Source organism: Phreatobacter sp. (assembly GCF_030691135.1).
Lineage (GTDB): Bacteria > Pseudomonadota > Alphaproteobacteria > Rhizobiales > Phreatobacteraceae > Phreatobacter.
In genome coordinates this window covers 1-13,594 of the sequence record NZ_JAUYFA010000074.1, presented here as the reverse complement: position 1 = coordinate 13,594, position 13,594 = coordinate 1, and the positions used below count along the sequence as shown (strand labels likewise).

Annotated in this window: 14 protein-coding genes; 5 read left to right on the top strand and 9 right to left on the bottom strand. The window is 69.4% G+C overall.

What is annotated here, in order from left to right; translation table 11 throughout:
- Entirely contained in the window at positions 1–1,269 is a 1,269-nt protein-coding gene (gene glp, locus Q8O26_RS13180) for a gephyrin-like molybdotransferase Glp (RefSeq protein ID WP_305576310.1), read from the top strand.
- A gap of 3 nt (positions 1,270–1,272) precedes the next feature.
- On the opposite strand, the gene mobA is transcribed toward glp, so the two are convergent.
- The 6 genes from mobA to Q8O26_RS13150 form a co-directional block, all read right to left on the bottom strand.
- Complete coding sequence (gene mobA, locus Q8O26_RS13175; RefSeq protein WP_305576308.1) at positions 1,273–1,899, bottom strand: molybdenum cofactor guanylyltransferase MobA; 627 nt, start codon at positions 1,897–1,899, stop codon at positions 1,273–1,275.
- Between the two features lie 3 nt (positions 1,900–1,902).
- Positions 1,903–2,775 carry a formate dehydrogenase accessory sulfurtransferase FdhD gene (locus Q8O26_RS13170; protein WP_305576306.1) on the bottom strand — a complete coding sequence of 291 codons (873 nt, stop codon included), beginning with the start codon at positions 2,773–2,775 and terminating at the stop codon, positions 1,903–1,905.
- A 71-nt stretch (positions 2,776–2,846) separates the two neighbouring features.
- A complete protein-coding gene (locus tag Q8O26_RS13165) occupies positions 2,847–3,650 on the bottom strand; it encodes a molybdate ABC transporter substrate-binding protein (protein WP_305576304.1) in 804 nt (267 codons plus the stop codon).
- Between the two features lies 1 nt (position 3,651).
- Positions 3,652–4,527, bottom strand: coding sequence for a substrate-binding domain-containing protein (locus tag Q8O26_RS13160; protein WP_371134559.1), 876 nt, complete (start codon positions 4,525–4,527; stop codon positions 3,652–3,654).
- A 29-nt stretch (positions 4,528–4,556) separates the two neighbouring features.
- Positions 4,557–5,285, bottom strand: a complete 729-nt coding sequence (locus Q8O26_RS13155; RefSeq protein ID WP_305576302.1) for an ATP-binding cassette domain-containing protein — start codon at positions 5,283–5,285, stop codon at positions 4,557–4,559.
- A 5-nt stretch (positions 5,286–5,290) separates the two neighbouring features.
- A complete protein-coding gene (locus Q8O26_RS13150; RefSeq protein ID WP_371134558.1) occupies positions 5,291–5,992 on the bottom strand; it encodes an ABC transporter permease in 702 nt (233 codons plus the stop codon).
- A gap of 99 nt (positions 5,993–6,091) precedes the next feature.
- Here Q8O26_RS13150 and Q8O26_RS13145 point away from each other — a divergent pair, with 99 nt between their 5' ends.
- The 4 genes from Q8O26_RS13145 (at position 6,092) to Q8O26_RS13130 (ending at position 11,020) form a co-directional block, all read left to right on the top strand.
- Positions 6,092–6,982, top strand: a complete 891-nt coding sequence (locus tag Q8O26_RS13145; RefSeq protein ID WP_305576300.1) for a helix-turn-helix transcriptional regulator — start codon at positions 6,092–6,094, stop codon at positions 6,980–6,982.
- Positions 6,983–7,012: 30 nt separating this feature from the next.
- A complete protein-coding gene (locus tag Q8O26_RS13140) occupies positions 7,013–8,041 on the top strand; it encodes a hypothetical protein (RefSeq protein ID WP_305576298.1) in 1,029 nt (342 codons plus the stop codon).
- Positions 8,038–9,984, top strand: a complete 1,947-nt coding sequence (locus Q8O26_RS13135) for a molybdopterin biosynthesis protein (RefSeq protein WP_305576297.1) — start codon at positions 8,038–8,040, stop codon at positions 9,982–9,984. The genes Q8O26_RS13140 and Q8O26_RS13135 overlap by 4 nt, the downstream gene beginning before the upstream one ends.
- Positions 9,985–10,063: 79 nt before the next feature.
- Positions 10,064–11,020: a DUF2336 domain-containing protein gene (locus tag Q8O26_RS13130; protein WP_305576295.1), complete on the top strand. Its 957-nt coding sequence runs from the start codon at positions 10,064–10,066 to the stop codon at positions 11,018–11,020.
- Between the two features lie 12 nt (positions 11,021–11,032).
- Here Q8O26_RS13130 and hemA read toward each other — a convergent pair whose 3' ends face one another.
- The 3 genes from hemA to infC form a co-directional block, all read right to left on the bottom strand.
- Positions 11,033–12,262, bottom strand: coding sequence for a 5-aminolevulinate synthase (hemA, locus tag Q8O26_RS13125; RefSeq protein WP_305576293.1), 1,230 nt, complete (start codon positions 12,260–12,262; stop codon positions 11,033–11,035).
- A gap of 154 nt (positions 12,263–12,416) precedes the next feature.
- A complete protein-coding gene (locus Q8O26_RS13120) occupies positions 12,417–13,139 on the bottom strand; it encodes an aldolase (RefSeq protein WP_305576291.1) in 723 nt (240 codons plus the stop codon).
- Positions 13,140–13,248: 109 nt separating this feature from the next.
- The coding region (gene infC / locus Q8O26_RS13115) for a translation initiation factor IF-3 (protein WP_305576289.1) at positions 13,249–13,594 on the bottom strand (346 nt) is incomplete at its 5' end.

Genomic DNA, 13,594 nt, shown 5'->3' with positions numbered 1-13,594 from the left:
ATGGCCCAGCTCTCCTCCGACCAGTTCGCCTTTGGCGGCCAGCTTCTGTCCGTCGAGGAGGCGCTGTCCCGCGTCGGTGCGGGACTGTCCCCCGTCGCCGAGACCGAGGAGGTCGCGCTACTCGATGCCGATGGCCGGATCCTCGCCGGCCCGCTCGTCGCCCCGGTCAACCTGCCCCCCTTCTTCAACTCCGCCGTCGACGGCTATGCCGTGCGCCTCGCCGACCTGACGCCCGGCGCCGAGACGCGCCTCGCCATCGGCTCGCGCGTTCCCGCCGGCGCCGTGGCCGCCGCCTCCCGCCCGGCGGAAGCTGTGCGCATCTTCACCGGCGCACCGATGCCGGAGGGCTGCGACACCGTTTTCATGCAGGAGGATGTGCGGCTCGACGGCGATGCCGTCATGCTGCCGCCGGGCCTTGCCGCCGGTGCCAATTGCCGCCCGGCGGGGGAGGATCTGCCGGCAGGCGGCCTCGCGCTGGCCGCCGGCCGGCTGATGGCTCCGGAAACGATCGCGCTGGCGGCCGCCCTGGGCCTGACCCGCGTCACGGTCCGCCGCCGCGTGCGGGTCGCGGTCTTCTCGACGGGCAACGAGATCGTCTCGCCGGGCACGCCGCTTGGGCCCGCCCAGCTCTATGATTCCAACCGCTTCATGCTGCAGGCCCTGCTCCGCCGTCTCGGCGTCGCCGTCACCGACCTCGGCATCCTCGGAGACGACCGGTCGGCGATCGCCGCGGCGCTGCGGGCGGCCGCCACAGACCACGACCTGATCCTGACGTCCGGCGGAGTCTCCACCGGTGAGGAGGATCACGTCAAGACGGCGGTTGAGGCTGTCGGCAGCCTCACCTTCTGGCGCCTCGCCATCAAGCCAGGACGCCCTGTCGCCATGGGCGTGATCCCTTCGGACAGGCCCGGCCAGTCAGCCGCCTTCATCGGCCTGCCCGGCAATCCCGTCGCCGTCTTTGTCACCTTCGCCCATGTCGTCCGGCCGTTCCTGGCCGTTCTGGCAGGCGGCGCGCCGACGGCGCCCATGGCCCTGCCGGTGCGCTCCGCCTTCCCCTACAGGAAGAAGACCGGCCGGCGGGAATATGTGCGCGTCGCGCTCCGACGTGGCGCCGATGGGGTGATCGAGGCGGTGAAGCATCCGCGCGACGGTGCCGGGGTCATCACGTCGCTGACCGAGACTGACGGGCTGATCGAACTGCCCGAGCCGGTGGAGCGCGTGGCGCCCGGCGAAACCGTCGCCTTCCTCGCCTACGCGCTACTGCGCTGACCTCTAGGCCTCAGGAAAGCGGGCGAGGATCGTCTCGGCCTCCGCCAGATCCTCGGGGCTGTTGGCGTTGAAGAAGGGGTCACAGGGCGCCGTCGGCCACACCGCCTCTGCAATGCCATGGCGCGCCGTCCAGCGGTCGATCTTGCGCATGTCCTCGACAACCAGGGCATGCCGGAGGTCGGCGGCCAGCGACACCGGCCAGAGTCCGACGACCGGATGGGTCTGGTCGCCGGAGCGGGCGCAGGCGAGCGCCGTTCCCGCCGTCTCGCGCGCTGCATGCAACCGCTTAACCAGATCGGCTGGCAGAAAAGGCGAATCCGTCGGGATCGACACGAGCCAGCCCGTTCCGGGCCGCTGCGCCGCCATCCATTCGAGCGCCGCCAGAATGCCGGCGAGCGGTCCGGCGAACCCCTCCACCGTGTCGGCCACGACCGGCAGGCCGAGGCCGGCGAAGCGCGCCGGGTCGCCATTGGCATTGACGATGAGACCGTCGCACTGCGGGCCGATGCGGGCCACGGCGCGATCGAGGAGCGTCACGCCCCCGACGCTGCGCAGCGGCTTGTCGCCGCCACCCATGCGCCGGGCGAGGCCGCCGGCCAGCAGCACGCCGAGGGTCTCGGGATGGGTCACGCCTCAGTCCTCCGCGCCCTTGCGCCGGTGACGGGCGCTCTCGTCCGCGACATAGGCGAGGTCCTGGTCGAAGACGATGCGATCCTCGCCGGCCAGCGCCACGAACCGCTTGCCCTTGGCGCGGCCGATCAGGGTCAGGCCGCACTGGCGTGCCAGTTCCACACCCCAGGCGGTAAAGCCGGAGCGCGAGACGAGGACCGGAATGCCCATGCGTACGGTCTTGATGACCATCTCCGAGGTCAGCCGCCCGGTCGTATAGAAGATCTTGTCGGCGCCGCTCTCGCCGTGGCGGAACATCCAGCCGGCGATCTTGTCCACCGCATTGTGACGGCCGACATCCTCCATATAGACCAGCGGCTGGTCTTCGCGGCACAGGACGCAGCCATGGATCGCGCCGGCCTCGAGATAGAGCGAGGGCATCGTGTTGATGGCGTGGGTCAGCCGGTAGAGCCACGACGTGCGGAACGCGGAGCGGGGCAGCGAAATCTCCGACAGCGCCTCCATGAGGTCGCCGAAGGCCGTGCCCTGGGCGCAGCCTGAGGTCTGCGTCCGCTTCTTCAGCTTGGCCTCGAAATTGGTGTGCTCTTCCGTGCGCACCACCACCACCTCGAGATCCTCGTCATAATCGACGCCGGTGACCACGTCCGTGGGCTTCAGCATGTTCTGGTTGAGCAGATAGCCGATGGCGAGATAGTCGGGATAATCGCCGATCGTCATCATCGTGACGATCTCCTGGGCATTCAGATAGAGCGTCAGCGGCCGCTCCACCGTCACCGAGGTCTCGATCCGCTCGCCGCTCTCGTTGACGCCGGTGACCCTCTCGGTGAGGCGCGGGTCGGCGGGGTTGGGCACGATCAGCGGGGCGGATTGGGACATGGCACCGAGAGTCACGATGGAACCCGCGTCCATAGCACGGCGCCGCAGCGCCGTGCCATCGGCCCGTTGCCTCACTCCTTCGGCAGGCCTGGGGCGACAAAGCCGTGCTTGGCGAGGATCTGCTGGCCCGGCGGGGACAGGACGAACAGGGCCAGCCGGTAGGCCGCGGGCGAGGCGCTGGCGATGACGGTGATGCCATAATCGGCGCCGACCGCCAGGGTCTCCGGCAGAGGCACCATCCGGATGCCGGGTTGTTCGCGCGCGATCGGACCCGCATTGGTGCAATAGGCCAGGAAGAGGTCCGCCTTGCCCTCGGCGATCACATGGCCATAGGCGTTGCGACCGGCCGGGACCGGCGCGCTGGTCGGGCCGCCGGTCAACTGAAGCGCCTTGGCCTCCAGCGCCGCCCGTGCCCCCGCCCGCACCGCCTCGGCGCGGGCGAAAACCTGGTAGGCATAGTCGCCGGCCGGATCGGCCCGCGGCGTCGAGGTGCCGAGTTTGATCGCCGGGTCGAGCATGCGATCGAGCAGGGTGGCCGGTGTCACCTCAAGCCCCGGCCGCACGAAGGCGCAGAGCGCGTTGCGGGCGAAGAGAACGACGGGCCCGGCCTTGCCGGCGGTGGCCAAGGCCTGGGGATGGGTCATATTGGCGGAGGCGAAGACCTCCGCGCGTTCGCCGCCGGCGATGGCCTCGCGGATCAGACCGGAGGGGCGATAGACCTGGGTCACCTTCGGCCCGCCAGCCGCCTCGAAGGCCGACGAAACCTCCGTCAGTGCGCCACGCAGGCTCCCCGCCGCGTGCAGGAGGACGGCCTCCTGGGCCATGACCGAACCTGTACTCAACGCCAGGACAGCCGTAACGATCAGCGTCCGCATCTCAAGCCCCCGTATCGGAGGCATTGGCGAAGAACAGCTGCTGACCGTTGATCTTGTAGTCGGCAATGGCCTTCTGGCCCTCCGGGCTAACGATCCAGTCGATGAAAGCCTGGCCATCCGCCTGTTTCACATGCGGGTGACGCTGCGGGTTCACCAGCATGATGCCGTACTGGTTGAACAGGCGACGGTCGCCTTCGACGAGGATGTCGAGATCACCGCGGTTGCGGAACGACAGCCAGGTGGCGCGGTCGGACAGGACATAGGCGTTCATGCCGCCCGCCGTGTTGAGGGCGGCGCCCATGCCCTGGCCGATCTCGCGGTACCAGGTCCCGCGCGTGGCGGCGAGATCGATGCGGGCCGCCTGCCACAGGGCGAGTTCGGCCTGATGCGTGCCGGAGCGGTCGCCGCGCGACACGAAGGGCGCCGCCTTGGTCTGGATGGCGGTCAGGGCGGCGGCGATGTCGCGCGAGCCCTTGATACCGGCCGGGTCGCTCTTCGGACCGATGAGCACGAAGTCGTTGTACATGACCGGGCGGCGCGGGCCGCCATGGCCGTCGGCGACGAATTTCTCCTCGGCTGCGCGCGCGTGCACGAAGACGACATCCGCATCGCCGCGCCGCCCGGTGTCGAGAGCCTGGCCGGTGCCCTGGCTGATGACCCGGACGTCGATGCCGGTCTTCGCCTTGAACAGCGGCAGGAGATGGTTGAACAGGCCGGAATCGACGGTCGACGTGGTCGAGGCCACCGTGATGAACCGGGTGCCCGCCGGGGCCGGTGCCGCGGTCGTCGCAGCGGGACGCGTATCCTGGGCCAGCGCCGCGGCGCCGAGTGCCAGCAGCGCCGTCGTGGCGCCCAGCAGATGTCTCTTGGTCAGCATGGTCGTCTCCTCAGGGTTGTCGGACCGGATCACCAGACGAGGTCACCGGCGATGAAGGCGCGGGCCTCGGTGCTGGCCGGGCCGGCGAAGAAGGTTGCGGCCTCGGCGTCCTCGCCGAGGTGGCCGCGGTGGAGGAACAGCACGCGGTCAGCGAGCCGCCGCGCCTGCCCCATGTCGTGGGTGGCCATGACCAGCGTCATGCCCTCGCCCCTGAGCGCCATCAGCATCTCCTCGATCTGGCGCGTGGCGCCGGGATCGAGCTGCGAGGTCGGCTCGTCGAGAAACAGGACCTGCGGGCGCAGCGCCCAGGCCCGGGCGATGGCAAGCCGCTGTTGTTCGCCGCCCGACATGAGCCGCGCCGGGCGATCGGCGAGGCCGGCGAGCCCGAAACGCTCGAGTGCTTCCGCGGCACGCGCGGTCCTCTCGCCGCGCGACAGGCCGAAGGCGGCCAGTGCATGCAGGATGTTGGCGCGGGCCGAGCGGCGCAGCATGACCGGCTTCTGGAACACCATGGCGTGGCGTTTCACGCCGCTGACGATCCCGTCAGCCGCTGCCCACGAGATGGACCCGGAGTGCGGCGTCAGCAGTCCGTGGCAGAGCCGCAGGGTCAGCGACTTGCCGGACCCGTTGGGGCCGATCAGCACCGTCAGACCGCCCTGCGGCAGGGTGAAGCCGATGCCGTCGACCAGCCGGCGCCCGCCGGCCTCGAAGACCAGATCGGTCACCGTCAGCGGCAGGACGGAGAGGGTGTCGCGCATGCCGCTCATCCGGCGAAGCGCGCGCCGACACGGCTCGCGCCATAGGTGACGGCGTTGATGGCGAGGGTCAGCAGGATCAGCACGATGCCGAGGCCGAGCGCCAGCGGCAGGTCGCCCTTGGAGGTCTCAAGGGCGATCGCGGTCGTCATCGTGCGGGTGTAGCCGGCGATATTGCCGCCGACGATGAGCACGGCGCCGACCTCGGCGCTGGCCCGGCCGAACCCCGCGAGGATCGCGGTGGCGAGGGCGAAGCGCCCATCCCAGAGCAGGGTGGGAATGGCGCTGCGGCCGGTCAGTCCGATCGACGCCAGGTGCTCGCGATATTCACCGTGGAGATCCTCGGTGAGCTGCCGCGTGATGGCGATGACGATGGGCAGGACCAGCAGCGTCTGCGCGAGCACCATGGCGGTCGGCGTGAACAGCAGGCCGAGCGGCCCGAGCGGCCCCGAGCGCGACAGCAGCAGGAAGACGAGGAGCCCGGCGACCACGGGCGGCAGACCCATCAGCGCATTGACCAGCACGATGACCGCACCGCGGCCCGGAAAGCGCGCGAGCGCCAGCAGGGCGCCGAGCGGCAGGCCGATGAACGCGGCGATGGCCACGGCGGACAGCGTCACGGTCAGCGACAGGCCGACGATGGCGAGGAAGGCCGGGTCGCCGCCGAGGATCAGCCCGATGGCGGCGGCGAAGGACTGGGAGATGTCCAAGGGGGGTAAAGTCCAGTGTCTGCGGCAAACTCTTGCGAACTCTACAAAAAATGCATAGGAATAGGCAAATATGGAATCAATGCATTCAAGAGCATATCTATGCAGGACGATGTCTTCCTGACCACGGACGAGGCGGCGGCCTATCTCCGCATGAAGGAGCGCAAGCTCTACGAACTGGTGGCGAACGGCGCGGTGCCCTGTTCGAAGGTCAGCGGCAAATGGCTGTTTCCCCGTGCGGCGCTCGACCGCTGGGTGGCCGCAGGCCTCGCCCGGCCCGACGGTTTCGTCGCCGAGCCTGCCCCACCCATCGTCGGTGGCAGCCACGATCCCCTGCTCGAATGGGCCCTGCGCCAGTCGGGATCGGGCCTGGCGCTGCTCGCCGAGGGGTCCGAGGCGGGGCTCGACCGGCTGGAGCGCAACGAGGTCGCTGCCGCCGCCATTCATCTGCACGACGCGGGCGAAGACGAGGCTGCGAACCGCTCCGGCGTCATCGCCCGGGCGGGCCTCCACGACGCGGTGGTGATCGGCTTCGCCCGCCGCGAGCAGGGCTTTCTCGTCGCTCCCGGCAACCCGCTGGCCATCGGCACGCTGGATGACGTGGCGCGGCGCGAGGCGCGTATCGGACTTCGCCCGGCCGGCGCCGGCGCCCAACTGCTGCTGGCCGCCGTGGCGGCGAGGGCGGGCATGGCCCTCGACCGTCTCCGGCGTGCGCCGACACCCTATCCGACGGGGCCGGATCTCGCTCTCGCCATCCGCGGTGACGAGATCGATTGCGGCATCGCCACCCGGGCCGTCGCCGCCATGCATGGTCTTGGCTTCGTGCCGCTGGTCTGGGAGACCTTCGATCTCGTGCTGCGTCGTCGCACCTATTTCGAGCCTCCCGCCCAGCGGCTCTTCGCCTTTCTGCGCGAGTCGGGCTTCGCCCGCCGCGCCGAGGCCCTGGGTGGCTACGACGTGGCGCCCGCGGGTGTCGTGCGGCTCAACCGGTGACATGAACGGCGCGCGCCCCATATGAGCCTCATGTCCAGCGCCACCACGCTCACGCCCCTCGGCGATGCCCTCGCCCGCCTCCTCGCCGGTCTCGCGCCCGTGCCGCCCGAAATCGTGCCGGTGGGTGAGGCTGTCGGCTGGGTCGCGGCCGTGACGCTGCGGGCCGCGATGGCCCTTCCCGCCAGGTCAGTCGCGCTGCGGAGCGGCATCGCGGTGGCCAGCGCCGACCTCGTCGGCGCCTCCCCCTACACGCCGGCGATGATGGCGTCGGCGCCGCCGCGGCTGTTCCACGGCGATGACCTCCCTGCCGGCACCGATGCGGTGCTTCCCGCCGATGCCGTCACTGTCTCGGGGCCGGTCCACGAGATCGGCCAGCCGGCCTATCCCGGCGAGGGTGCGGCGCTGGCCGGCAGCGACCTGGCGCAGGACGCGCTGCTCGTCGCGGGGGGCGCCACGATCACCGCCGAGATCGCCCTGGCGCTGGCCCTGGCCGGCATCACCACCGTGGCGATCCGCCGGCCGCGCATCGCCGTGATGGGAGATAATGCCGGCGCCGCAGCGGTCTGGCTGGCTGCGCGGCTGTCGGCAGCGGGCTGCGCCGTCGTCACCATGCCGCCCGTCGATCTCACCCTGCACCTCGCGGCCGACCCGGCCGGAGTCGCGGTGGACCTGTCCGGCATCGCCGTCCGTCCGGGCGGCGATATGGCGCTGTCCGGCGATGCCACCGGCCGCATGCTCGTCCTCGCGCCGCGGTTCGACGCCGTCGTCATGGGCTTCTATGCCCTCGTTCTGCCCTTCGTCGCGGCCGCTACGGCGCGGCGGCCCCGCCTTGTCACCCGTCCGCTCACCCGCAAGATCGTCTCGCAGGTGGGTCTTGCCGACATCGCCCTGCTCCGCCACACCGGCGATGCCTTTGAGCCACTCGGCATCGGGCGTGTCACCCTGTCGGCCCTGCTCGCCGCCGATGCCGTCGCCATCCTCGATCCGGCAAGCGAGGGTGCCGCGGCCGGCGCGCCGCTCGCCGCGATCCCCTTCACGGAGCCTTTCGAACCGCTATGACCCCCAACGCCGCCATCGTTCAGGACCAGTTCCTGACAGTCCTGTCCCGCGACGAGGCCATTGCCCGTTTCCGCGCGGCACTCGACCTCACGCCGCTCGGGGCTGAGCCGGTGGCTCTCGACGGGCTGGTGGGACGTGTCCTCGCCGAAACCATCGCCGCCCCGGTCGACACGCCGCCCTTCGACCGCTCGGTGGTCGACGGCTTCGCCCTGCGCGCCGCCGATGTGCCGACCGCTTCCGAGGCGGCGCCGGTCTGGCTGCTGCTCAACGACGAGACGATCGCCTGCGGAACCCCGCCCGGTCTCGCCGTGACGGTCGGCACGGCGACGCCCATCGCGACGGGTGGTCCCATCCCCCGCGGCGCCGATGCTGTGGTGATGATCGAGCATACCGCGTTCGAGCCCGGGCGCGGCCTGTCCGTCCAGCGGGCCGCCGGTCCCGGCCAGAACATCGCCTTCGCCGGCTCCGACATCGCCCGCGGCGAAACCCTGCTGCGCCGCGGCACGGTGATCGGCTCGCGCGAGATCGGCATGCTCGCCGCGGTCGGTGCCGCGGCGGCACCTGTCTGGCGCAAGCCGCGGGTCGCGGTCATTTCCACCGGCGACGAACTGGTGGCACCGGGCGACGCACTCAGGCCCGCGGCCATCTACGATTCCAACGGCCCCATCGTTGCAGCGGCGCTTGAGGAGAACGGCTGCACCGCCATCCGCTTCGGCGCCGTCCCCGATGCGGCCGAGGCGCTCGAGGCGGCCATTCGGCAAGCCCATGCCACCTGCGACGCCGTCATCCTCTCCGGCGGCACCTCGAAAGGTGCCGGAGACCTGACCTATCGCCTTGTCGAGAAGCTCGGCGCCCCGGGCATCGTTGCCCATGGCGTCGCCCTGAAGCCGGGCAAGCCGCTCTGTCTCGCCGTCTGCGAAGGCAAGCCGGTGGTCGTCCTGCCGGGCTTTCCGACCTCTGCCATGTTCACCTTCCACGACATCGTCGCCCCGGTCCTGCGCCTTCTGGCAGGTCTGCCCGAGCGGGCGGAGATCGGCGTCACGGCGCGCACCGCAGCGCGCATCCCCTCCGATCTCGGCCGGACCGAATTCGTCATGGTGGCGCTCTCCGAAGGCCCCGAGGGCCTTGCCGCCTATCCCGTCGGCAAGGGCTCGGGCGCCGTCACCGCCTTCAGCCAGGCCGACGGGTTCCTCACCATCGACGCGTTGAGCGAGGCCATGGCGGCGGGTGCCGAGACCACTGTCACGCTCTTCGCTCCCCACATCGTTCCGCCCGACCTCACCATCATGGGCAGCCACTGCACCGGCCTCGACGCCGTGATCGAGCACCTGGCGGACAGCGGCGTCACCGCCCGTTCCCATGCCCTCGGGAGCCTCGGCGGTCTCGCCGCCCTGAAGCGCGGCGAGTGCGACATCGCGCCGATCCACCTTCTCGATGCCGCCACCTCCCGCTACAACGCACCCTTCCTGGCGGAGGGCATGCGCCTCGTTCCCGGCTGGCGCCGCATGCAGGGCATCGTCTATCGGCCTGGCGACAGCCGTTTCGATGGCCTCACCGCGCCCGAACAGGCGCTGGCGGCGGCATGGGCCGACCCGGACTGCCTGATGGTCAACCGCAATGCCGGAGCCGGCACGCGCATGCTCCTCGATGGGCTCCTCGCCGGCCGCAAACCGCCCGGCTACTGGAACCAGCCGCGCTCTCACAATGCGGTGGTCGCCGCCATCGCCCAGAGCCGGGCCGACTGGGGCCTTGCCATCGCCCCGGCCGCCGCGGCCCTCGGTCTCGGCTTCATCCCGCTGGCGCAGGAGCATTACGATTTCGCCGTGGCTGCCGTCCCGCGCCGCCCGGCGGTCCTCGCCCGGTTCGAGGCGGCGCTTGCGGCAGCCGGTCCGGCGCTGGTCGGTCTCGGCTTCACGCCTGCCGGCGAGGTCCGGGACGCCTGACGTCCCCTGGCGTGGCGACAGATGGTTTAGGGCTGATTAAGACATCTGCGGCATCCTGCCATCCCAAAGGCCATGGTGGATGACAACGCAGTTCGACGAAACCCTGAAGCCGATCAACTCGATGATCGGCGCTCTCGCGCCCAAGCTGCGCGGAGCGCTGGTGGAGGAGCTCGTCGATGAGATCTCGCGCGAGCGGCTGAATGCTGATTCGCGCAAGGCGCTGGTGCTCGACAATATCGTCGCCGAGGCGCTGCGGGACGCGCCGATGTCCAGCCGCGTCCGCGCCTCTCCACGTCTCGCCCGCTGCGCGGCCAGCCTGCCGGAGGCGTCCACGACTCTCGCCTGCGATGTGATCACCGTCGCCGAAGCCATTCTCAACGCGCCCGATCTGCCCGACGAGATCATGCTGCGCGTCTGCGCCGCGGACCGCCAGGAGCATATGCAGATCATCGCCAAGCGACAGAAGGTCTCCGCGCTGATCTCACGGGCCATCGTCGAGAACGGGGAGGCGGCCACCGTCCTGACGCTGGTGCGCAATGCCGGCGCGCAGCTGACCTCGGAAGGTTTCGCCGAGATCGTGGCGCGCCACGGCGCCGATCCCGCGGTCCGATCCATGCTCACCCAGCGTCCCGACTGTCCGGTCGATCTGGCGACGAAATTCGGCACCGCCTCGTCGCGGGACATCCCGACCGGTGAGGAGCTTCTGGAACAGTTGCAGCAACTCTCCGAAGAGCGGCAGATCGTTCCCGCGGTGGACCTGCTGATGCGCTGCATCGGTCGCGACCGCGATGCCGGCCGAAAAATCCTCGAGCGTGACGACGAGAAGGCGCTGGGCGCCATCTGCCACATCGCCGGTGTCGATGCCGAGACCTATGAGATGCTGATCGTCGCCTGGCGCGTGACGGCCGGAAAGCCCCTCACCGACGTGCACAAGGCACCGGTGCGGTTTCGCCTGATGCGTCCGGCCGAGATCGACCGCGTCATTTCGCGGCTGCCCCTCGCCCGGATGCGCACCACCGAGGTGGTCCCCGCCTGACCGGGACGCCGCCTATTCGGCAGCGGCCTGATAGCGCTGGATCGGCAGGTCGAGGCCGATCCAGACCTGCAGCAGGGCCCCGGCGAGATCGTCGATCATGGCATCGGTATGGGCCGGGCCGGGCGTGATCCGCAGGCGCTCGGTTCCCTGCGGCACGGTCGGGTAGTTGATCGGCTGTATGTAGATGCCGTGATCCGCGAGAAGCCGATCGCTCGCAGCCTTGCAGCGTTCTGCATCGCCCACCATCACCGGCACGATGTGGGTGTTCGACATCATGACGGGCAGGCCGGCGAGTGACAGCACGCGCTTCGTCCGGGCGGCCTGACGCTGCTGCATGTCCCGCTCTATGGCTGAGCCCTTCAGGTGACGGATGGCGGCAGCCGCTGCGCTGGCGATGGCCGGCGGCAGGGCGGTGGTGAAGATGAAGCCCGGCGCGTGGCAGCGCACCGCGTCGATCACCGCCGCCGATCCCGCGATATAGCCGCCCATGACGCCGAAGGCCTTGCCGAGGGTGCCTTCGATGACGTCGAGGCGGTTCATCTGCCCGTCGCGCTCGGCGACGCCCGCGCCACGTGGTCCATACATGCCCACCGCATGGACCTCGTCGATATAGGTCATGGCGTGGTGGCGTTCGGCGAGATCGCAGATCGCGGCAATCGGCGCGATGTCGCCATCCATCGAATAGACGCTCTCGAAGACGATCAGCTTGTTGCGCTCGGGGCCGGCGGCGACCAGGAGCTCCTCGAGATGGGCTAGGTCGTTGTGGCGGAAGATCCGACGATCGCAGCCGGACTGGCGGATGCCCTCGATCATCGAATTGTGGTTGAGAGCATCCGACAGGATGAGGCAGTCGGGCAGCAGCTTGGCGATGGTCGAGATGCCGGCCTGGTTGGAGATGTAGCCGGAGGTGAAGACCAGGGCGGCCTCCTTGCCGTGGAGGTCGGCGAGCTCGCGCTCCAGCTCCACGATCGGATGCGATGTGCCGGAAATGTTGCGGGTGCCGCCGGCGCCCGCGCCCATGGAGCGGGCAGTCTCGGCCATCGCCTCGACCACCTTCGGGTGATGGCCCATGCCGAGATAGTCGTTGGAACACCAGATGACGACGTCGCGCGGGCCGCCCGGGGAATGCCAGGTGGCTTGCGGAAACTGGCCGACCTTGCGTTCGAGGTCGGCAAAGACGCGGTAGCGGCGCTCGTCCTTGAGGCGGGAGACTGCCTGCTCGAAGAAATGGGCGTAGGTCATGGCTCGTCTGTCCGTGCGAGCCCCGGCGACAGGTCGGGGGATTGTCAGAATGTGCCGAAGCACGTCCGTCTTGGCCTTGACGTCGATCAAGGACCACGAAGGTTGTTTAGCACCGTTCCAAACTAGTCCGCCACGCGCCGATGGTCGCGGATCGTCACAAGCCGTTGATCCGCATCAGCGCCTGGAAATGCTTGGTCGCCTGATAGTCGAGGACCTGCATCCACTCTCGCGCCGTCTGCCGCGCCTGCTCGTCGGGGATGATCTTCAACGGCAGCCCTGTCGACAGCGCCAGAATCTGCTGCCGGCAGGCGCGTTCCAGATAATAGAGGTCATCGAAGGCGACAGCGACCGTCGGCCCGCCGATGGTCACGCCGTGATGATCGAGGAAGATCACGTCGGCATGGGGATTGTCCTTCTGCGCCTGGGCAATGCGCTCGCCTTCCTCGGCGTTCAACGCAACGCCGCCGAAGCCCTGGTAGGCGGTCCGGTCGAGGAACCGGCAGGCCGTCTGATGTGCCATTTCCAGTCTGCCGCCCTCCACCATCGTGAGCGCCGTCGCATGGGGCATGTGCACGTGGAGGATCGCCTGGTGGCGCGGATTGGCGCGGTGGCCGGCGATGTGGATGTTGCGGGCCGTCGCCTCCACCTCACCCCAGCCCTGGTGGATCGTGCCCTCGCCGTCGATCAGCAGGAGGTCGTCGGGACGCATCTCGCCCCAATGGATGCCGTAGGGATTGATCAGGTAGCGCTCGTCCGGGCCGGGCACGACGACGGAGAAATGGTTGCAGATGCCCTCGTTGAGGTCGAATCGCGCGGTCAGCCGAAGCGCGGCCGCGAGGTCGCGCCGCAAGGTCCCGGTATCGGCGGTGGCGGACATGGCTGTCTCCCGGATCTCATTTGCTCGGGCTGATCCCGAAACGAAAACGCCTGCGATCGGATCGCAGGCGTCGATGACAATGCAGGGTCGCGCCGGAGGCCGGCAAGCCTCATTTCGGCGCGAGCACCATGATCATCTGGCGACCCTCGAGCCGCGATTCCTGTTCGACCTTGGCGATGTTGACCGTATCGACCTTGACGCGGTCGAGAACCTTGATGCCGAGATCCATATGCGCCATCTCGCGACCGCGGAAGCGAAGGGTCACCTTGACCTTGTCGCCCTCCTCGAAGAAGCGCTTCATCGCCTTCATCTTGGTATCGTAGTCGTGATCGTCGATCCCGGGGCGCAGCTTGATCTCCTTGACCTCGACCGTCTTCTGGTTGCGGCGGGCCTCGGCAGCCTTCTTCTGCTCCTGGAACTTGAACTTGCCGTAGTCCATGATCTTGCAGACGGGC